At 51.0% G+C, this 20,287-nt stretch carries 15 protein-coding genes; 2 read left to right on the forward strand and 13 right to left on the reverse strand.

Going from position 1 to position 20,287, the window contains the following annotated elements; translation table 11 throughout:
* The 4 genes from carB to GKAS_RS13670 all read right to left on the reverse strand — a co-directional run.
* A partial coding sequence (carB, locus tag GKAS_RS13655) for a carbamoyl-phosphate synthase large subunit (RefSeq protein WP_035894906.1) occupies positions 1-1,388 on the reverse strand: 1,388 nt, incomplete at its 3' end.
* 18 nt (positions 1,389-1,406) lie between these two features.
* Entirely contained in the window at positions 1,407-2,555 is a 1,149-nt protein-coding gene (gene carA, locus GKAS_RS13660) for a glutamine-hydrolyzing carbamoyl-phosphate synthase small subunit (protein WP_035894907.1), read from the reverse strand.
* A gap of 455 nt (positions 2,556-3,010) precedes the next feature.
* Positions 3,011-3,832 carry a 4-hydroxy-tetrahydrodipicolinate reductase gene (gene dapB, locus GKAS_RS13665; protein ID WP_035894908.1) on the reverse strand — a complete coding sequence of 274 codons (822 nt, stop codon included), beginning with the start codon at positions 3,830-3,832 and terminating at the stop codon, positions 3,011-3,013.
* A 269-nt stretch (positions 3,833-4,101) separates the two neighbouring features.
* Positions 4,102-4,734, reverse strand: a complete 633-nt coding sequence (locus GKAS_RS13670; protein WP_035894909.1) for a serine-tRNA(Ala) deacylase AlaX — start codon at positions 4,732-4,734, stop codon at positions 4,102-4,104.
* A gap of 92 nt (positions 4,735-4,826) precedes the next feature.
* Here GKAS_RS13670 and GKAS_RS13675 point away from each other — a divergent pair, with 92 nt between their 5' ends.
* Positions 4,827-5,735, forward strand: coding sequence for a LysR family transcriptional regulator (locus tag GKAS_RS13675; protein WP_035894910.1), 909 nt, complete (start codon positions 4,827-4,829; stop codon positions 5,733-5,735).
* 6 nt (positions 5,736-5,741) lie between these two features.
* On the opposite strand, the gene rihC is transcribed toward GKAS_RS13675, so the two are convergent.
* The 6 genes from rihC to ribF all read right to left on the reverse strand — a co-directional run bounded on the left by rihC (position 5,742) and on the right by ribF (position 12,550).
* On the reverse strand, positions 5,742-6,656 hold the full coding sequence (rihC, locus tag GKAS_RS13680) for a ribonucleoside hydrolase RihC (RefSeq protein ID WP_035894911.1): 915 nt from the start codon (positions 6,654-6,656) through the stop codon (positions 5,742-5,744).
* Positions 6,657-6,721: 65 nt separating this feature from the next.
* Positions 6,722-7,672: a 4-hydroxy-3-methylbut-2-enyl diphosphate reductase gene (gene ispH, locus GKAS_RS13685; protein ID WP_035894912.1), complete on the reverse strand. Its 951-nt coding sequence runs from the start codon at positions 7,670-7,672 to the stop codon at positions 6,722-6,724.
* A 1-nt stretch (position 7,673) separates the two neighbouring features.
* Positions 7,674-8,123 carry an FKBP-type peptidyl-prolyl cis-trans isomerase gene (gene fkpB / locus GKAS_RS13690; RefSeq protein ID WP_035894914.1) on the reverse strand — a complete coding sequence of 150 codons (450 nt, stop codon included), beginning with the start codon at positions 8,121-8,123 and terminating at the stop codon, positions 7,674-7,676.
* A gap of 117 nt (positions 8,124-8,240) precedes the next feature.
* Complete coding sequence (gene lspA, locus GKAS_RS13695) at positions 8,241-8,729, reverse strand: signal peptidase II (protein ID WP_035894915.1); 489 nt, start codon at positions 8,727-8,729, stop codon at positions 8,241-8,243.
* Positions 8,729-11,578: an isoleucine--tRNA ligase gene (gene ileS, locus GKAS_RS13700; protein ID WP_035894916.1), complete on the reverse strand. Its 2,850-nt coding sequence runs from the start codon at positions 11,576-11,578 to the stop codon at positions 8,729-8,731. Before ileS ends, lspA begins: the two co-directional genes overlap by 1 nt.
* Before the next feature lie 33 nt (positions 11,579-11,611).
* Positions 11,612-12,550 (reverse strand): bifunctional riboflavin kinase/FAD synthetase, encoded by a 939-nt coding sequence (ribF, locus tag GKAS_RS13705; protein ID WP_035894917.1) that lies wholly within the window; start codon positions 12,548-12,550, stop codon positions 11,612-11,614.
* 328 nt (positions 12,551-12,878) lie between these two features.
* Between ribF and rpsT the strand changes: the two genes are divergently transcribed.
* On the forward strand, positions 12,879-13,142 hold the full coding sequence (rpsT, locus tag GKAS_RS13710) for a 30S ribosomal protein S20 (RefSeq protein ID WP_003018940.1): 264 nt from the start codon (positions 12,879-12,881) through the stop codon (positions 13,140-13,142).
* Positions 13,143-13,316: 174 nt separating this feature from the next.
* Here the strand turns inward: rpsT and GKAS_RS13715 are convergent, their stop codons facing one another.
* The 3 genes from GKAS_RS13715 to GKAS_RS13725 form a co-directional block, all read right to left on the reverse strand.
* A complete protein-coding gene (locus GKAS_RS13715; protein ID WP_035894919.1) occupies positions 13,317-14,318 on the reverse strand; it encodes a hypothetical protein in 1,002 nt (333 codons plus the stop codon).
* A 14-nt stretch (positions 14,319-14,332) separates the two neighbouring features.
* Positions 14,333-15,277 (reverse strand): hypothetical protein, encoded by a 945-nt coding sequence (locus GKAS_RS13720; protein ID WP_035894920.1) that lies wholly within the window; start codon positions 15,275-15,277, stop codon positions 14,333-14,335.
* Between the two features lie 119 nt (positions 15,278-15,396).
* The gene (locus GKAS_RS13725; RefSeq protein ID WP_035894921.1) at positions 15,397-20,238 is read right to left on the reverse strand and encodes an RHS repeat domain-containing protein; all 4,842 of its coding nucleotides are present in this window, start codon (positions 20,236-20,238) and stop codon (positions 15,397-15,399) included.
* Positions 20,239-20,287: the final 49 nt, after the last annotated feature.

Raw genomic sequence — 20,287 nt, forward strand, 5'->3', positions numbered from 1 at the left:
AGGAACCAGCGGTCGATGTTGGTCAGGTTAAACACGCCGTCGACGGAGAGACCTGCGCGGAAGGCATCGGCGATGTACCAGATACGCTCAGCGCCTGCGTCTTTCAGTTCGCGGCGGATTTTGGTCAGCGCTTCAGGGTCGTCGAGGCTTACTTTCGGGTCAAAGCCGGTCGCACCCACTTCCAGACCGCGCAGCGCTTTCTGCAGGGATTCCTGCTGCGTGCGGCCAATCGCCATCACTTCACCGACAGATTTCATCTGCGTGGTCAGACGGTCGTTAGCGCCAACGAATTTCTCGAAGTTGAAGCGTGGAATCTTAGTCACAACGTAGTCGATGGACGGCTCGAAGGAAGCCGGGGTACGGCCGCCGGTGATGTCGTTCATCAGTTCATCTAGGGTGTAACCCACTGCCAGCTTGGCAGCCACTTTAGCAATCGGGAAGCCGGTCGCTTTCGAGGCCAGCGCCGAGGAGCGGGATACGCGCGGGTTCATTTCGATAACAATCAGGCGACCATCTTTCGGGTTCACCGAGAACTGCACGTTAGAACCACCGGTTTCTACGCCGATTTCACGCAGTACCGCCATCGAGGCGTTACGCATGATTTGGTATTCTTTGTCGGTCAGAGTCTGCGCTGGCGCGACGGTGATGGAGTCACCGGTGTGGATGCCCATCGCATCGAAGTTTTCGATAGAGCAGACGATGATGCAGTTGTCGTTTTTGTCACGCACCACTTCCATCTCGTACTCTTTCCAGCCGATCAGCGATTCATCAATCAGCAGCTCGTTGGTTGGCGAGAGATCCAGACCGCGTTCACAGATTTCTTCGAACTCTTCACGGTTGTAAGCGATACCGCCACCGGTGCCGCCCATGGTGAAGCTTGGGCGGATGATGCATGGGAAGCCAACGTCAGCGGCAACCGCCAGCGCTTCTTCCATGGTGTGCGCGATACCGGAACGCGCGGTGTCGAGGCCGATTTTCTTCATCGCGACGTCGAAACGGCGACGGTCTTCTGCTTTATCAATCGCGTCGGCGGTAGCACCAATCATGGTCACGCCGAACTCTTCGAGCACGCCCTGACGCTCCAGCTCCAGCGCGCAGTTCAGCGCGGTCTGGCCGCCCATCGTTGGCAGAACCGCATCCGGACGCTCTTTTTCGATGATTTTACGCACCACTTCCCAGTGAATCGGCTCGATGTAGGTGGCATCGGCCATTTCCGGGTCGGTCATGATGGTAGCTGGGTTGGAGTTCACCAGAATGACGCGGTAGCCCTCTTCGCGCAGCGCTTTACACGCCTGGGCACCGGAGTAGTCAAACTCACACGCCTGACCGATAACAATCGGGCCCGCGCCCAGAATCAGGATACTTTTTATGTCTGTACGTTTTGGCATGGCTCTTATTACTCCTGATTATTTCGCGGACTGACGGTATTGCTCAATAAGCTCGATAAAGTGGTCGAACAGCGGTGCCGCATCGTGCGGGCCTGGGCTCGCCTCTGGGTGGCCCTGGAAGCTGAACGCCGGTTTATCGGTACGGTGAATCCCCTGCAGGGTACCGTCGAACAGAGATTTGTGGGTTACGCGCAGGTTGGCCGGCAGCGAGTCTTCATCAACCGCAAAGCCGTGGTTCTGCGCGGTGATCATCACCACGTTCTTGTCCATGTCTTTCACCGGGTGGTTACCACCGTGGTGACCAAACTTCATCTTGATGGTCTTCGCACCGCTCGCCAGCGCCAGCAACTGATGACCGAGGCAGATGCCAAATACCGGAACGTTGGTCTGGAGGAATTTTTCAATCGCGTCGATGGCGTAGTCGCACGGCGCCGGGTCGCCAGGGCCGTTAGACAGGAACACGCCGTCTGGATTCATCGCCAGCACTTCTTCAGCGGAGGTCTTCGCTGGTACCACCGTCAGGCGGCAGCCGCGGTCAACCAGCATGCGCAGGATGTTGCGCTTCGCGCCAAAATCGTAGGCAACGACGTGGAACGGCAGCTCTTCTTCGGACTTGGCTTCCGGCAGGTCACCCGCCAGTGTCCAGCTACCCTGCGTCCAGCTGTAGGATTCAGCCGTGGTCACTTCTTTTGCCAGGTCCATCCCATTTAAGCCCGGGAACGCTTTGGCTTTTTCTAAGGCCAGCTTAGCATCCAGATTATCGCCTGCGATGATGCAGCCGTTCTGAGCGCCCTTCTCGCGCAGCAGTCGCGTCAGCTTACGAGTATCGATATCGGCAATCGCCACGATGTTATGGCGCTTAAGGTAAGAAGAGAGGTCTTCGGTGTTGCGATAGTTGCTGGCAATCAGCGGCAGGTCGCGAATAACCAGACCCTGAGCGTGAACCTGAGAGGACTCTTCATCGGCGGCATTGGTGCCGACATTACCAATATGGGGATAAGTAAGGGTGACGATTTGGCGAGAATAGGAAGGATCAGTGAGGATTTCTTGATAACCGGTCATTGAAGTATTGAAAACGACTTCCCCAACCGCCGAACCCGTTGCCCCTATGGCCCGACCGTAAAACTGGGTTCCGTCTTCCAGAACCAATAGCGCTGACTTAATCAAAACACCCTCCAGAGAATATTTACTCGCTTTATTTGCATATTAATTCATAACAATGGCACAAATCAATGCAAATCTGCTTACCGATGAATTTCTGGCAAACGGCGGCATTCTAGTGACAGCCTCGGCAAATGTCTACCTTAAAGGACAATTTTTATTATTATTTTGCGCCACTGATGTGACAGCAAGGCGATAGCCATCAAAAAGATCAACTAACTCATTGTAGAAAACGCTTGCGGAGCTGGAAGAGTGTTAAATTTCAGCGGTGAGCGTAAAAAAGTAGACCGGATGGTCAAAATTTACATTTAACCAACACATTTTCGATAGATAACTTATAAAAACACCAAACTCAAAACAGAATCATAAAACAAAAGGCAAAATAAAGGGCAATAAAATATTGCCCTGTGTAATCAAGTAATTATGACTACAATAACCACATCACGATGGGTAATAAATACTTATAATTCATTCAAATTCAGCACATCACGCATATCAAAAAGACCATTTTTCTTAGACTTGAGCCACAGAGCCGATCTTACCGCGCCGTTAGCAAACGTCATGCGGCTGGAAGCCTTATGCGTAATCTCTACACGCTCGCCAATATCGGCAAACATCGCAGTGTGTTCACCAACAATGTCCCCGGCGCGAACGGTAGCAAAACCAATGGTGCCAGGAACGCGTTCACCGGTATAACCTTCGCGCGAGTAGACCGCGCAGTCCTTCAGATCTTTATCCAGCGCCCCGGCGATCGCTTCACCCATCGCCAGTGCCGTACCCGATGGTGCATCCACTTTATGGCGGTGGTGCGCTTCAATAATTTCGATATCGGTATAGTCGCCCATCACTTTCGCCGCTTTTTCCAGCAGCTTAAGCATGACGTTAACGCCGACGCTAAAGTTGGCCGCGAAAACGATCGCAATCTCTTGTGAAGCGTCGCGAATGGCCTGCTTACCGGCATCGTCGAAGCCGGTGGTACCAATGACCATGCCTTTACCATGCTGGCGGCAAAACGCCAGATGTGCCAGCGTGCCTTCCGGACGGGTAAAATCGATGAACACGTCAAAATCATCTTTTACCGCTTCCAGGCTGCTCTGAACGGTGACGCCAGATTGACCAGCACCCGCCATTTCACCAGCATCGCTGCCCAGTAAAGAAGAGCCTTCACGCTCCAGCGCAGCCCCTAATTGAACCCCTTCCATCGCCAGGGTTGCCTGGATTAACTGCCGTCCCATGCGCCCGCCAGCGCCTGCAATGGCGACGCGGATTTGTGCTTCATGCATAGCTATTCTCTTTTGTTAAAATTGCGTAAATCGTTTTCAGAGTAACCAGCCCACAACAGGGTCGCCAGCCGAAAACGCCGATAATTAGAATTTAATGATAAACAGAGAGGAATATCAGTAAAAGACATGATTCATCCCGCAGGATGAATCATTGCCGCAGCAAAGGAAAGAAGTCAAACGCGCTCAGGATGGCGAGAGACAATGGAAAAACAACGGGAAAACCGAGCGGTGGCCAGAGAATCCGCGAAGATAATTTCGCCAGGTGCGTTTTACGCCTCGAGCGTATAGTTGACGATCATCTGCCCCTTTTTCAACTTCACCTGGGTAATCGTCACCGGCCCAATGTCCGAAAGATGAGCAACGTGTGTTCCTCCGCACGGGTAAGCCGGGAGATGACCAAACCCAACATGGCGCAATCCGTCGGCGAAGGTCACCTGTCGGGGAAAGTTTTCCGCCTGCCAGGCGCTGATTTTCGCCAGCAGCGACGGCGCATCCGGCAGCGTGCCGTTTCCACCGGCGGCGAAAGTAATACGCCCCTCATTGGGCCAATGGTGCGCTTTCACCGGATGCCAGCCGTATTCTGTTCCCGCCAGACCAATCAGATGTCCCGCCGAATGCAGCCGGGCATGCATTTGCCGCAGCACAGCATCCACACGCAGATTCACGGCACCGACGGATAGCGGTTTTGCCACAATATGCAGCACTTCGTCACCACGTGACTGCACCGTTTCAACCGGTTCATCATCAATCCAGCCCGCGTCCGCAGGCTGCCCACCGCCCTGCGGGTGAAAAAGGGTGCTATCCAGCACCACCGCGTAGCGCCCGTCCGGCTCTGGCGTACAGCTCAGCACGTTAGCTCTGCCTTCAGTGTTATCGCTGGTGTAATAAAGACGTTCAGTCATAAGTGTTCTCCTCTTGGTGAGAAGAGTATATTCACTTTATCTGCGTCGATAATCCTGCGCTCACTCAATGCATCTTTGCCTGGTACGCACAAATGAATCCTAATCTTCTACCTGACCTTGCCACCTTCGTGTTGATTATCGACCTGGGCAGCTTTACCGCTGCGGCCAAAGCGACCGGGGCAACGCCTTCAGCGATAAGCCGTAGCGTGTCCCGTCTTGAGCAGGCGCTTGGCAGCAAGTTGCTGCACCGCACCACCCGTAAGCTGGCGCTGAGTGATACCGGCAAGATGGTGTACGAACATGCTCAGGAGATGCTGAATGCGGCCCAAATGGCGATGGATTCTGGCAGTAGCCGCCAGCAAGTGGCACAGGGTAAATTGACCGTTAGCGTACCGAAAGCGGTGGGACGTTTTGTGATTCACCCGCTGATGGCCGAATTTTTTGAGCGCTATCCGGACGTAGACGTGTGCCTGCGTCTTGAGGACCGCTATATGGATTTGATTGACGATGGCGTCGACCTGGCGCTACGCATCAGCCAGTCCCCCTCCCCCGGTCTGTATGGCAAAGCGTTGATGCCGGTAAGCCACGTGATTTGCGCAACCCCGGCGTATTTGCGCCGATACGGCACGCCCGATTCCCCTCAGGCGCTGCGCGAACATTGCTGTATCAGCCTTGGTGAAACGCCCGCCGATTCACGCTGGAAATTCCGCCTCGGTGAGAAAAGCGAGACGATTCAAACCCACGGACGCTACGCCGCCAACCATACCGGCGTGCGGCTGGATGCGGTGAAAAACCATCTCGGTATCGGCAGCCTGCCGCTGTTTACCGCACGGGAATCGCTGGCTAACGGTGAGATAGTGCAAGTGCTACCAGAGTGGGAGTTTATCAGCGACTACAGCGGCGATCTCTGGCTCTTATGGACGCGTAACCAACATATGCCCGCCAGAATGCGGGCGATGATTGATTATTTGAGCGAGAAGCTACCGCAGCATCATCGCTAAACACCATTACGGCGCTAGTGCAAAGACCTCTGCAACCCATTGGCGGAAGCCTTCGACATCCAGCCCCAATGCCACCTGCGCGTTAGCTGGCTGCCCAAGTTTCCCTTCGATGTCCACCACCGTTGTCCCGGTGGTATATTGCCCCTGAGTTTCTACGGCGACGTAGCAGCTTTGCAGGGTAAACAGCGCCGGACGCGCCAGCCAGGCAATCGCGCACAGGTCGTGCATGCGCAGGCCGCTCTGCATACTGCCGCTGCGGTAGTGGCTGAACAGCGCGTGGAGCATGGCGCCGGTTTTATTCAGCGCGGGCAACGAGGCCAGATATTCCGGTGAGAGCGTCGCCTGGTTGGTGACGTCCAGCCCGCACATCACAATCTCCAGGCCGCTGCGGAACACCAGCGCCGCCGCTTCCGGGTCGATAGCAATATTAAACTCGGCATTCGGCGTGAAGTTACCGCGCCCGGCAGAACCGCCCATAATCACCAGTCGACGAATATTGAAGCGGCATTCAGGGTACTGCGTCAGCAGTAGCGCGATATTGGTCAGCGGGCCAATGGCGACCAGCGTGACCGGCTCCGGTGCCAGCATCAGCGCATCGCGAATGGCCTGAAACGCCGGTTTTGCCAGCGGCTGGCGGTTATGCTCGACAAAATCATAGCCCTCCATGCCTGATTCGCCGTGCACCGACGCCGCGTCGCGCAGCGGGCGAACCAGCGGCGCGGCCGCACCCTGCGCCAGCGGCACATCCGCATTCCAGAAATGCAGCAGCTGCAAGCCGTTACGGGTCGTTTTCTCGACGGAGACGTTGCCGGCGACGGTGGTCATCAGCTGGAGATCCAGCTCGGGGGCAAACAGCGCGGCGGCAATCGCCGCGGCATCGTCGATACCGGGATCGGTATCCAGGAAGATAGGCAGACGCATGATTTCTCCATAAAAAATGCCAGACGTTAAGCCTGGCATTTTTTCACATCTGCGGGAGAATTAATTTACTCGACTTCACGAACATCCACACGCAGCTCGCGCGGCACCTCAAAGACGATATTCTCTTCGCGGCCTTCAAGGGTAATCGCTTCGCCGCCACCCAATGATTGCAGGCGGGCAATAACGTTCTGCACCAGAATATCCGGCGCGGATGCCCCGGCGGTGACGCCAACGCAGGCGGCTTCTTTTACCCAGGCTTCCTGGATGTCGGACGCATCGTCAATCAGATAGGCCGCTTTGCCCATCCGCTGTGCCAGTTCGGCCAGACGGTTGGAGTTGGAAGAGTTCTTCGAACCGACAACCAGCACTACGTCCGCCTGCTGGGCGAGCGATCGCACGGCTTCCTGACGGTTAGTGGTGGCGTAGCAGATATCATCTTTGCGCGGGCCAACGATCTTCGGGAAGCGGTCACGCAGCGCGTCAATAACGTCGGAGGTGTCATCCACCGAGAGCGTGGTCTGGGTCATAAACGACAGCTTGCTCTCGTCTTTCACCGCCAGCTTCAGTACGTCTTCCGGCGACTCAACGAGGTACATGCCCCCTTTCGGGTTGCTGTACTGGCCCATGGTGCCTTCGACTTCCGGGTGACCGGCGTGACCGATAAGAATCGACTCTTCGCCGCGACGGCTGGCGCGCGCCACTTCCATATGTACTTTGGTGACCAGCGGGCAGGTCGCGTCAAAGACCGTCAGGTCGCGACTTTTCGCTTCATTGCGCACGGCCTGAGAAACGCCGTGGGCGGAGAAGATCAGGATAGCGCCATCCGGCACTTCGCTAATCTGCTCGATAAAGATGGCGCCGCGTGCGCGCAGGCTATCCACCACGTAGCGGTTATGCACCACTTCGTGACGAACGTAGATTGGCGCGCCATAAATGGCGAGCGCATTTTCAACAATGCTGATAGCGCGGTCAACGCCTGCACAAAAGCCGCGTGGGTTGGCCAACAGGATCTGCATGTTACGCCTCCAGTACCGGATCGACTTCCAGTACTTCAATATCAAAATGAACGGTATGGCCCGCCAGCGGGTGGTTGAAATCAACCGTGATGGAGTCACCGTTAATCTCACGGATCACGCCCGGCATCTCGCTGCCGTCCATTGCGGTGAACAGCATGATAGCGCCGATTTCCGGTTCGCCCGCATCCATAAATTCGCGGCGGGAGAAATACTGGATAAGATCTGGCGTCGAAATACCAAACGCCGCGTCAGGCTCCAGGGAGAAGGATTTTTTGTCCCCGGCCTTCAGGCCGAGAAGATGCTGCTCCAGCCCTTCAGACAGGGAGGCATCGCCCAGACGAAACAGCGCCGGTTTGCCGTTGTTACGGGTCGACTCTGCGGTAGAGCCATCGTCCAGTTTCAGCGTGAAGTGCACCAGCACTGCGCTATTGCTTTGAATCGAATCAGACATGCAGGGACAGCCTTTTATCTTACGACATTGGAATGACGATTATTGTTATTAGATAGCGTAGCCTGTAATTCCCCGGCGTCGCTACGCTCGGCCGGGCTACAGACTGCGCTTATTTGATTACGCCTGCTTTTTCGGCAGGAAACCTTCCAGCACGATCAGCGCTGCACCGATACAGATTGCGGTATCGGCCAGGTTGAAGGTGGCAAAGTGCCAGTCGCCGACGTAGAAATCGATCATGTCGACAACGAAGCCATGCCACAGACGGTCGAACAGGTTACCCAGCGCGCCGCCAATAATCAGCGCGTAGGCAATGTTGTTCAGCTTTTGCGTGGCCTTAGAGCGATACATCAGCACCGCCAGCGCAATACAGATACCGATAGCGATACCCGCAAAGAACCAGCGCTGCCAGCCGCCGCTGTCGGCCAGGAAGCTAAATGCCGCGCCATAGTTACGCGCATAATGCAGATTAAGCGACGGGAACAGCGAAACCGTCTCCCCCAGAGCAAAGTTCTGGAGGATCAGGTATTTGCTGCCCAGATCGATAATCAGCACGGCTACAACCAGCCACAGCCAGCGTAGCCCTGTTGAACAAATCGATTTACTCATCAGGCAAACTTACGTTTTTCGCCGTCACCGGCCACGTTGCTCACACAGCGTCCGCAAATTTCTGCGTGTTCCGCCACCTTACCGACGTCCTGAGTGTAGTGCCAGCAACGCGGGCACTTCTCGCCTTCGGCTTTATTCAGCGCCACTTTCAGCCCTTTCAGCAGTTCGCTCTGCTGGGCATCAGCGGTTGCCGCTTCATAATCCGCAACGGTCGCCCCGGAGGTCAACAGGACAAATCGTAATTCGTCGCCGAGCGCGTTCAGCTTGGCCGCCAGTTCCGGCTGGGCGTACAGGGTCACTGCCGCTTCCAGAGAACCACCGACTTTCTTATCAGCACGCGCCTGCTCGATGACCTTGTTCACTTCGCCACGAACCTGCAGCAGTTCTTCCCAGAACGCATCGTTCATCGCTTCGCTGTCGGCCAGGCCAAACAGACCTTCGTACCACTCGCCGGTGAAGACATACTTCTCGCGGTTACCTGGCAGGTAGCCCCAGATTTCGTCAGCGGTGAAGGACATGATTGGCGCCATCCAGCGAACCAGCGCTTCTGCGATATGGTACAGCGCAGTCTGGCAGCTACGACGCGCCACGCTGTCCGCTTTCGCGGTGTACTGGCGGTCTTTGATGATGTCGAGGTAGAACGAGCCCATTTCGACGGAGCAGAAGCGCATCAGGCGCTGTACCACTTCGTGGAAGTCATAGGATTCGTAGGCTTTCATGATGTCAGCCTGCGCTTCCTGCGCGCAACCTACGGCCCAACGATCCAGCACCACCATATCTTCCGGTTTCACCATGTCTTTCAGCGGATCGAAGCCGTTAAGGTTCGCCAGCAGGAAGCGCGCGGTGTTACGGATACGACGATAGCTGTCGGCAGCACGTTTCAGGATTTCATCCGATACCGCCATTTCACCGGTGTAGTCGGTTGATGCCACCCACAGACGCAGGATATCCGCGCCCAGTTTGTTCATCACGTCCTGCGGAGAAACGGTGTTGCCGATAGATTTAGACATCTTACGGCCCTGACCATCGACGGTGAAGCCGTGGGTCAGTACCTGGCGATACGGCGCTTTGCCTTTCATGGCAACGCTAATCATCAGGGAGGACATGAACCAGCCACGGTGCTGGTCAGAACCTTCCAGATACATGTCCGCAGAATGACCGCCGAACTCAGGGCGCGCATCCACAACGGAGTAGCTGGTTGAACCGGAATCGAACCACACGTCCAGGGTATCTGGCACTTTCACGTAGTTGTCTGCGTCGTCGCCGAGGATTTCACGCGGGTCGAGATCCCACCACGCCTGAATACCGTCTTTCTCAACGTACTTGGCTACCGCTTCCATCAGTTCAGTGGTGCGCGGGTGCAGCTCTTCGGTGTCTTTATGCACGAACAGCGCCATTGGTACGCCCCAGGTACGCTGACGGGAGATACACCAGTCAGGGCGGTTTGCGACCATGGATTCGATACGTGCTTTACCCCATGCAGGGATCCAGCCGCTCAGATCTTCTTTCGCCAGGCCTTCCTGCTCAATGCGGTCGATCTCTTTGAGAGACTGAATACGCAGGCCTTTTTTATCCATGCTGACGAACCACTGCGGGGTCGCACGGAAGATGATCGGTGACTTGTGACGCCAGCAGCATGGGTAGCTGTGCTGCATTTTTTCGACGTGCAGCAGCGCGCCTTTTTCAGTCAGCAGCGCAACGATTTTATCGTTAGCTTTGAAGACGTTCACACCGTCCAGTTCTGGGTAGGTGCCCGCCAGGTAAGCGCCATCAGGGCCAACCGGGTTAGCAATTTCCAGACCGTATTTTTGGCTTATCACGTAGTCGTCAGGGCCGTGGCCACCGGCGGTGTGTACCGCACCGGTACCGGCATCCAGCGTCACGTGGTCGCCCAGAATAGCCGGAACGTCGAAGCCCATGAACGGATGGGTGAAGCGCAGCAGTTCCAGCTCGGCGCCTTTGACGGTGCCCAGAATGGTGTAGTCGCTCACGCCGATGCGCTTCATTACGCTCTCAACGAGGTCGCTTGCCAGAATCAGCGCCTGGCCGTCTACCTGCACCAGCGCATAGTCAAAATCAGGCGCCAGAGAGATAGCGCGGTTCGCTGGCAGGGTCCACGGGGTAGTGGTCCAGATAACCAGCGAGATTGGTCCGGTCACGTTGGCGGCACCAAATTTCGCTTTTACCGCATCCTGATCGGCAGCGTGGAACGCCACGTCAATAGACGGGGAGGTTTTGTCGTAATACTCAACTTCCGCTTCTGCCAGCGCAGAACGGCAGTCAACGCACCAGTGCACTGGCTTGGCGCCTTTGTGCAGGTGGCCGTTAGCAACGATTTTGCCCAGCGCACGAATGATGTTGGCTTCGGTTTTGAAGTCCATGGTCAGGTATGGCTTCTGCCAGTCGCCGAGCACGCCCAGACGGATGAAGTCGGTACGTTGACCATCAACCTGCGTTGCGGCGTATTCGCGGCACTTGGCGCGGAATTCGGCAGCGGTAAACTTCTCACCCGGCTTGCCAAACTCCTGCTCAACTTTCAGCTCGATAGGCAGGCCGTGGCAGTCCCAGCCAGGCACGTACGGAGAGTCATAACCGGAAAGTCCTTTGGACTTCACGATAATGTCTTTCAGAATCTTGTTAACCGAGTGACCAATATGAATGTTGCCGTTCGCATATGGAGGGCCATCATGCAGAATGAACGTTTTTTTGCCTTTTTTGGCTGCACGAATGATGCCGTACAGGTCATCATCAGTCCAACGCGCCAGCATTCCCGGTTCACGCTTGGCGAGATCGCCGCGCATCGGGAACCCTGTTTCCGGCAAATTCAGGGTTGATTTATAGTCACTCATCAGATTCTCGGTTCCGTATATTTACGTAGGCATTTAAGCCGGGTTTGAAAGCCCAAAAAACTCGCGGGCCGTTAATTCATCACGCGCAATCTGCGCTTTTAGTTCATCCAGCGAGGCGAATCGCTGTTCGTTGCGTATTTTTTTACGCAGTACTACATCTATATGGCGACCGTAAAGGTCCATTACAACGTCGAGCAAATGCACTTCTAGCTGCTGACGAACGCCAGCAACGGTCGGGCGCGTACCAATGTTCGCCACGCCCGGCAGGGGCTTATCACCCAGCCCCATCACTTCCACCGCATAGACCCCTTTTACCGGGGACACCTGACGACGCAGCGGTAAATTCGCCGTCGGGAAACCGATGGTTCGGCCTAGCTCATCACCGTGCACCACGCGCCCGGAGATGATAAACGGATGGCCCAGAAGGCTTTCGGCCTGTTCGAGGTTATCCTCAGCCAGCGCCTGACGCACTGCGGTGCTGCTGATGCGCACGCCACCATGGCAGAAGGTTTCGGTACTGGTGATATCGAAACCAAACTCTGCGCCAGCCTTCTGTAATAACAAGAAATCGCCCTGACGACCAGCGCCGAAGCGGAAATCATCGCCGACGGCGAGGAACTGCACCCCCAGGCGCTTCACCAGCAGTTCGCTGATAAAGTCCTGCGCGGTCAGCGCCGCAAAGCGACGGTCAAAGCGTACGCAGAGGACGTAGTCCACTCCACTCTCGGCCAGATAACGCAGTTTTTCACGCAGCCGCGTCAAGCGGGCCGGGGCCTTGTCAGCCGCGAAAAGCTCCAGCGGCTGCGGTTCGAAAATCATCACCACCACAGGCAAACCGCGCGCCCTGCCCTCGGCACGTAAGCCTTGCAGCAACGCCTGATGCCCGCGATGCACACCGTCGAAATTACCAATGGTCAGTACGCACCCATGTGGTGCCTGACTGAGATTATGTATGCCGCGTATCAGCTTCATGTCTGGCTCAAAAGAGTGAAAATCGTCAGAGTATACCTTGTACAACCCGCCACGTTAACCCGCGATTACGCCTGACGGCGGAAAGAAGGAATGTTTTCATCAGCATCCGCTGGAAAGGTAAGAAAATATGGCCGACATGCGTGATTTTTGTGCCAGAAAGACTGTATTCGTTGCCCACAAGCTGGTAGAATCCTGCGCCATCAATACGTAATGCAGCGTTGTCAAATTAACGGCGCTTATTTGCACAAATCCATTGACAAAAGAAGGCTAAACAGGCATATTCCTCGGCCTTTGAATTGTCCATATAGAACACATTTGGGAGTTGGCCTTGGCTAATATCAAATCAGCTAAGAAGCGCGCCGTTCAGTCTGAAAAGGCTCGCAAACACAACGCTAGCCGTCGCTCTATGATGCGTACTTTCATCAAGAAAGTATACGCAGCTATCGAAGCTGGCGACAAAGCTACTGCACTGAAAGCATTTAACGAAATGCAACCAATCGTGGACCGTCAGGCTGCTAAAGGTCTGATCCACAAAAACAAAGCCGCACGTCATAAAGCAAACCTGACTGCACAGATCAACAAACTGGCTTAATCGCCTGCTTGTTATCAGCTTTGTGAAAAAACCCGCGCAAGCGGGTTTTTTTATGCCTGCAGAACAGACTCAATACGCCGATGGACCAGGAATGCTTTTGGTTAACAAGAGACAATCTCTGTGACAAAAAATAGGCCACATGGGCCTCTTTAACAGAGAAAATAAAATGATTAATTAGTCAGTAATTTCAATACGAGCCCCCAGATCGTCACTGGTGGTGATGGTAAAGTTGCCTTTATTACCATATTGATCGTATAGAGTCACAATGACGCTCTGACGCATATCATCAACGGTCACAATATTATTGCCATCTATACGCGTAATGCACAACTGTCCCGGTCTTTCATTTTTGGTATAAGTTGAAGTGTCCTCTGGGCCAATCGCTGTCACTACCTGTCCCAGCATTGAATCAACCAAAATTTGTATAGAATGCGATGTGTACTGATCTTCAGCTGGAGCATATATTGAGCGAATTGTAACGTCATCGTGCTCATTAGTGGCTTTATTAATTAAAAATTTCTTGATAAAAAGCCGATAATTAGTGAATGCATAGTATCGATTAGCTTTGTTTGAATCCCATTGGTCTGTAGAGGAATACTTGCCACTTCGCGACTCATGATCAGAGTGTTCATATAGCGTCATATCTTCTGTCGTATATGTTTTCTCTGCAATCGGAGTCAATACAACGCATGACTCAAATTGACTACGCGCAGTTGTCACATAGATAAGACCGGCTTCATTAGAAAATTTCGCGGCAATAGATTTTGCCGCATAGACACCGTTATCCACCGATACTCTCATGATAAAGCTTTGCGGTAATAAAAAACCTTCCATTGGTCCATATGAAAGTGATTGTTTATTTTTGAGATTAAGCGCGGTCGTTGACAATGCTACCGTAGAATCGAATACGATACCGTCAGAAATAAACTCACCATCCCCCCTACCATTATACCACCCGTCATTCTCAATAGGCTCACCTGTATAATAATCACATAGACTCAGGTTGTTATTCATTTGAGATGTTTCTAAAAATATCTGTTCCCCCTGATCATCGCATGCAATAAAATTCACTACCACTTCGACTTCATTTCTTCCATTAGCGTAAATTGAACCACCCATTGTGTTATTACGCAGAGAAAGGTTAAAATAACTGAGGAATGAAAAAATACCAGACATATTAATTTCCTTATTTAAGCGTTGTACATTCCAACTTCACTACCACTAGCTTCAGGCACAAATCTAAGATGGCCGCGATTACCAAAAGCATCATAAATCATAGAATTGCAATACTCATTAGATGTATAAAGGCTGGCACTATTAGTCACTTTAAGACAAACAATATTTTGTTGCCCTGCGCGTTTATTATATTCAATAGGAATTTGCGTGCCATCAGGCAACGTTAATGTCCAGGTTGCCTCTTCCCCAACGTCAAAGCAGCACTGATATCGATCTTCAGTACTGGAGTAGTGCTGAATATAATATAGCCGATCAGAGGACGAATCTACCTCACCTTTTTTAATAGAGACTTCTGGCAAGCTAACATAATAATCAACTTGTTCAACATGATGCTGACCATAGTCAGATGATGCTTCCTCGGTATGTAAAAACGTCACTTGAGTATAATCATAAGAAATTTCTGGCAATGGCGTTAATACAACACCATCATCAAATGATGTTCCATGAGCGCTGGTAACATACGTATTGAGATTATCCGGGGTGATAAAACCACAGAAAGTACGAGAGTAAGCATTATATTCACTACAACTCATGTAATAGGTAATTCCTTGATAGATATTACCATGAGCATCCTTTAACTCTGTAGCATAGCTATCTCCAACTTTCAAAGAGGTATTTAATCCTGCAGTTGTAACGAAATCGCCTTTCTCTAAAGAAGCAACCCAGCCGTCAGAACTCTGGCCTGGAAATAAGACCGTCCCCAAATTATAATCGCCAACAAAAACACATTGTTTTATTTGCTCATCAGTTAGCATGATTTGATTATAATACTGATCAGTCACAACAAAATTTATATTTATTGCTACCTGATTTCGGCCGTTGGCATACACAACAGCCTGATCACTACTGGAGCTAAGATTAACATCCAAACCAGTTACATACTTAAACAACCCACTCATAATAACTCCTTGGTTAATATAACCCGCAAACATTGAACAATTTTGATCAATGCTTGCGAGCATGTATTTCATTACATCAGATACCAAATAAAAGAATACTACTCATAATAAAAGTAACATTACATTTTTGTCTCTACCATTGCCCCCCAAGCAACAAGACTATTTTCATTTACTAAACGAACACCACTACTTTTCAACTGCGTAGAAAGCGGTGATAAATTTTTGGCCATGTCATTTTTTTGAGACATATATAATGGTTCCAATCCTGAACTATCACCACTCTGCATACCTGTACTGGATAGATAATATTTTTCAATTGTAGGATTTTTCAGATCGCTGGTACTGGTCAGGGTATTATTCGTAATATCTGCATTCGACGTATCGCTGCCGGTCTGCCCCGATGTTGTGTCCTCTTTCTGCTGACTGATATAATCATAAATATCCAGAGCTATTGCGCTTCCTTCGCTCAGAAAACCGAAAGTGTTAGAATCCGTCACTTTCATGTAGCGGTCGGCTGTTTTGACCATCAGACTCCGAGTATCATGCACCTTAAGCGTATACGATCCGGATTGCCCCCGAACCTTAGACCAGGTATCCAGAATCTTTTCAGGGAGCTCTTTAATGTGACCAGACATCTTCATTGAAACGCTACCAAAGCCAATCAAAGAACAAACTTTGGAAACCCACGAAAATGCATTCGCTACATCAGGATTCTTCTCCTCAAGCGATGTAGAAGTAATAGATGCGACATCCCCAACTACTCCAACGACACCCAGTACCAGAGAGACAACGTCCGCAGTAGCTACCGCGGCAGCAACCCCACCTGCAACAATAATTGCCGCCCCGGCGGTAAATATGGTCAGAAGCAGACTAAATATACTAAAACCAATACTGATGCCTGCCCGCAAACTCATATGGCCTGTTGGGTCAATAAAGTTGATCGGATCGTTACGACAATAGGCATAAGGGTTAATTCCCCCTTCGCCAAATGGTGACCAGCTGTCCGGCGTATTAAAGCGCATTAATTCCGGGTTGTAGGCACGATAGCCGCTGCCTAAATGATAGTATCCGGTGATCGGGTCCCTGACCTGGCCATTAAATGCAGGGCTCCACGCTGGTAACGTATTATTAGCGCTCGCACCAAAGGCGGTAAAACCGGTATCCGCAATCGACTTGCTTTGCGAATCAACCTGACTTAGTGGCGTACCTTTAAAATCGCTCAGATAAAGCTGAGAATTCGTACTGTCTTTTCTGGCAAGCATCGTATTGGCCACTTTGACAAATTCGGTGCTAACGGCATTATCCTCGTTATACTGAGAAACAACGCTACCTTCACGATAATAAAGTTGGGTATTGCCACCATCCTGTGCGAGCTGGCGTACCATACGATCCATGGCATCATAATGGTACGTGGCAATAATTTTCACACCGCTCAAAATCTGCTGCAGACGTCCTAAAGCATCGTACGTTAACGTGTTACCCACTTCATTGGTGGTCAGGCGACCGGCTAAATCATATTCCAGCAGCGTTTCTTTCGGATATGCATCATGGCTATTAGCAACGCGTTTAAGCTGGCAAGGGTCGTTAAGGTCATAATGATATTCGGTAAAGTTTTCGCCATCAGAAAAGGTGGTGGTAATGTCTTTAATATTCCCTAAACCGTCATAGGTATAGACCTGGTTGGTAATCTTATTGCCAAATTTATCGACCGGTAATTGCTCACCCGTTGCCGAATAGGTATAAAGCTGATTACGGCTGGTATAGGCATACTCTTCCCGGAGCAGCACCGTCTCTCCCTTACGGGTGATACGCTTTTTCAGGCTGTCGTCAGGGTAATAAAGCTGTTCAACGCTGCGATTTTGTCCGCCGCAGCTAAAGCTTCGCATCCATTCACGAGAGAATTCATCGTAATGAATTTCCATCGTAGAAACAGAGGAGAACTGGCTGTCGGTGGTGGTAATTTTTTTGATGCGGCCTAGCGTATCAAACTCATTATCGAGCTTAATATTACCTTCGGTAATACTCAGACACTGTCCAAGTGCGTTAAACGCTGAATGACGGTTATTGTTATCAACGCCAACATAATCCAGCAGAATACCATTCCCCGAGAATGTATAGTTGGTGGAAACTGTTCGACCATTATCGGTAAAGGTTTCCGTCGCCAGCGTTGAGTCATTATTATAGGTGTTAACGAATTTAATGCCTTCCGCATTCACCCCGGTAAGCAGGTCGCCGCTGACCGGATCATAGGTCATTTCCTGAAGAATCAGCGAGTCTTTATCTTTCACGCTTCTGACCACATTACCAAGCTCGGTAATATATTCATACTCGAGTACCTGACCATCCTGTGTCAGCGTCCTGTACGGACAGGGTTTATCGAGTTCGTATACAAACTGCTGGGTACGGTTTGCCACCGTTGACGCTTTCAGACGGCCAAGGCCATCAAATGTTTGTTCTCCTAACAGGCGATCGTCAGCATAAATATGCGTTATCAGTTTTTCATTAGTATGCCCAGCATAAATTTTACGAACTTTGGTACCGTCGGCAAGAGTGGTGTGGATAACACGGCCATAGCTGTCATAGTCATAAGTGAGGAATACGCCCGCATCGTCAACAATGCTTCTTAGCTGTCCTAAACCATCATAGTGAAAGTTTTTAACGCCGATATTTTGGCCCAGCGAGTTAATTTTCCACTTCGAGGTTACGGCATTGTTCACGTTATACTGCGTGACGGTTTGGCTAGTTGTCTCAGTGGCAGATTCCTGCCAAAGCGTTGCTTTCATGGTAATAGGATCATAGTCATTATATTCATAATGGCCATCATTATATTGAATGGACTTGACCATTCCCCAGTCATTAAACGCCATTTCTTGCGAGACCAGTGCATCAATATCATTCAATCTATCGCGGCGATCGTTATAATATTCACGGCCAAACGAATCATATTTTCGTTCAAAAACCACAGTCCAGACATCGTTAATTAATTTTGCCTGACGAACAATATTACCCAAACCATCATAGATATTTTTAGAGGTATTACCTTTTTCGTCTTTAATGGTCATTGACGGGACAAAAACACCTGACTCAGGTTCAATTTCTTCCATCTGATAAGTGTAATTAATATTTGTCTCGTAGATTGACAGTCTATTTTTAATACTCTTCGTCAGGCGATCCAGGTCGTCATAGTAATACTCAGTGGTATTCCCTTCGGTATCAGTGACAATGTACTCTTTAAGCGACAGAGGATAATATTTAACAATCATGGAGGTATGATTGGTGCCATCATAATCAAAAGGATAATACATTACCGTCCGGGTAGCGTAGATATCATCGGTTTCCCATGTTGTTTCTTCTGTTGAGACATAATCCAACGCGCCACCTTCAACACCGGCCTTACTGATAGTGCTACGGAATACTTTCCCGTAGTAAGGAGAGGAATTGTCAGCTAAATACTCCTGAGCCACCTGAAGCAGTACCTTTTTATCTGACGTAGAGAGCACGGAGTTTTGTACCACGGCGTGATCTAACACCTCCTGGGCACCCGCTGCGGTCGGAATGCTGATATAGGTATAGTGCTTTGCTTTAACTGGTGTATCGAATTCAGTGCCTGCCGGTGTCACCGTTTCAGATTTGATATAACGACAAAAGCCGTGCGGATCCGCAGGACATTCCTCTCCACCAATAGCAGGAAAATATTCCCACGTGGTGGTTTTTCCATCAGGTTCTGCTTGGCTTAACAGATTGCCATCAAGGCTGTACTCATAGGTAGTCGTTTCTGAGCGTGCTTCATTCGTGACGGTATTACTATAGGTAACAACCTTACTTTTCTGGCACAAAAAGTTATCTGGCTGATTATCATAAGTGGCGCCAGAAATCGCGTAGTAGTCTGCGGTAGTCAGCTTTTGACTGTTATTCTGAGTCGTTTTTTCTTCGCGCAGCAGGTGGAAATTATCAAACGTCCTGCGGGTAACGATCGACTCTTCACCGTCGGTCAGATGCTCTTCGCTCCAGTAAAGGTAATTTGTCGCATTATTGTAGAGGTAATCTGAACTATTGGACCACGGCGCGGATAATCCATAGCCTAAGTAGTTATTTGTAGAATACTGATAGGTACGGCGAATAGTTGGCTGCTGAGCGCCAGGGAGTCGCGCATGTACGGTTACGCGCGGGAGCGAGGTTTGTCCTGCGGCGCTGGGGAATTTAATCTGATTGGCAACGTAGGTGACGGATTCCGACATGCCGGAAGGCGTCGTAATGCCGTGAAGCAGATTGTTGCCACCAACAGTATGGTACTCAAGATTCCAGACCGAGGTGTCGCTATCCTGAATAATACTGAATGAGGTCAGCTGCTGGTTGCTTTGGATAACACGTATTACCTTTTCTTCAATAGACAAAGGCCATACGGTGATGGTGGTATAGCCACTGTAGCTAATTTTGAGCAGCGTATTTTCTTCGTCCTGAATGCTCAGCAGTTGTGGGAAATCGCCGGTTAAATTCCACTGAAGCTGTAATGCCCGACCCAACGGGGAGTAAATCGTCACCGGAACCTTGACGTCATTCACGCTGCTCGGAGAGCTGAGGATTTCCACCACCCCGCTTTTATAAATTAATTTATAGTGGTCGGTGAATTTTTGAAACTTAATGTTTTCTAATTTATTCTGTTGAATAAGTACAGTGGTTGTATTTTCAACAATCTTATACTGATCGCCATTTGCAGTAACTAACAGACTATTCTTCTTATCGTAATAAGTTAGCCCCAGCCCCCACCCCTGGCCAAATCCGCGATTGAGCGTATCTAAAGGAGAATAGCTTAACGTAATATTCTGAACCGGACCAATACCGTGGTTTCCGGTAACATTCAGAATGGGGAAATTACATTTATACAACCCTGTACGAACGTCAACTTCTGCTTGCAGGCTGCTGGTAAAGTTACCCGCCTGTGAATAATAGCTCTGTGCCATAATGTTCCCTTACAATGAGTTAGTGATTAGAGCCATTTCACGTTAACCA

This window comes from Kluyvera ascorbata ATCC 33433, from assembly GCF_000735365.1.
Classification (GTDB): Bacteria; Pseudomonadota; Gammaproteobacteria; order Enterobacterales; family Enterobacteriaceae; genus Kluyvera; species Kluyvera ascorbata.

Excerpts from the sequence above, each read along its gene's own strand:
- dapB (WP_035894908.1), bottom strand. The coding sequence starts at position 3,832 with ATGCATGAAGCACAAATCCGCGTCGCCATTGCAGGCGCTGGCGGGCGC.
- GKAS_RS13670 (WP_035894909.1), bottom strand. The coding sequence starts at position 4,734 with ATGACTGAACGTCTTTATTACACCAGCGATAACACTGAAGGCAGAGCT.
- GKAS_RS13675 (WP_035894910.1), top strand. The coding sequence starts at position 4,827 with ATGAATCCTAATCTTCTACCTGACCTTGCCACCTTCGTGTTGATTATC.
- rihC (WP_035894911.1), bottom strand. The coding sequence starts at position 6,656 with ATGCGTCTGCCTATCTTCCTGGATACCGATCCCGGTATCGACGATGCC.
- ispH (WP_035894912.1), bottom strand. The coding sequence starts at position 7,672 with ATGCAGATCCTGTTGGCCAACCCACGCGGCTTTTGTGCAGGCGTTGAC.
- fkpB (WP_035894914.1), bottom strand. The coding sequence starts at position 8,123 with ATGTCTGATTCGATTCAAAGCAATAGCGCAGTGCTGGTGCACTTCACG.
- lspA (WP_035894915.1), bottom strand. The coding sequence starts at position 8,729 with ATGAGTAAATCGATTTGTTCAACAGGGCTACGCTGGCTGTGGCTGGTT.
- ileS (WP_035894916.1), bottom strand. The coding sequence starts at position 11,578 with ATGAGTGACTATAAATCAACCCTGAATTTGCCGGAAACAGGGTTCCCG.
- ribF (WP_035894917.1), bottom strand. The coding sequence starts at position 12,550 with ATGAAGCTGATACGCGGCATACATAATCTCAGTCAGGCACCACATGGG.
- GKAS_RS13715 (WP_035894919.1), bottom strand. The coding sequence starts at position 14,318 with ATGTCTGGTATTTTTTCATTCCTCAGTTATTTTAACCTTTCTCTGCGT.
- GKAS_RS13720 (WP_035894920.1), bottom strand. The coding sequence starts at position 15,277 with ATGAGTGGGTTGTTTAAGTATGTAACTGGTTTGGATGTTAATCTTAGC.
- GKAS_RS13725 (WP_035894921.1), bottom strand. The coding sequence starts at position 20,238 with ATGGCACAGAGCTATTATTCACAGGCGGGTAACTTTACCAGCAGCCTG.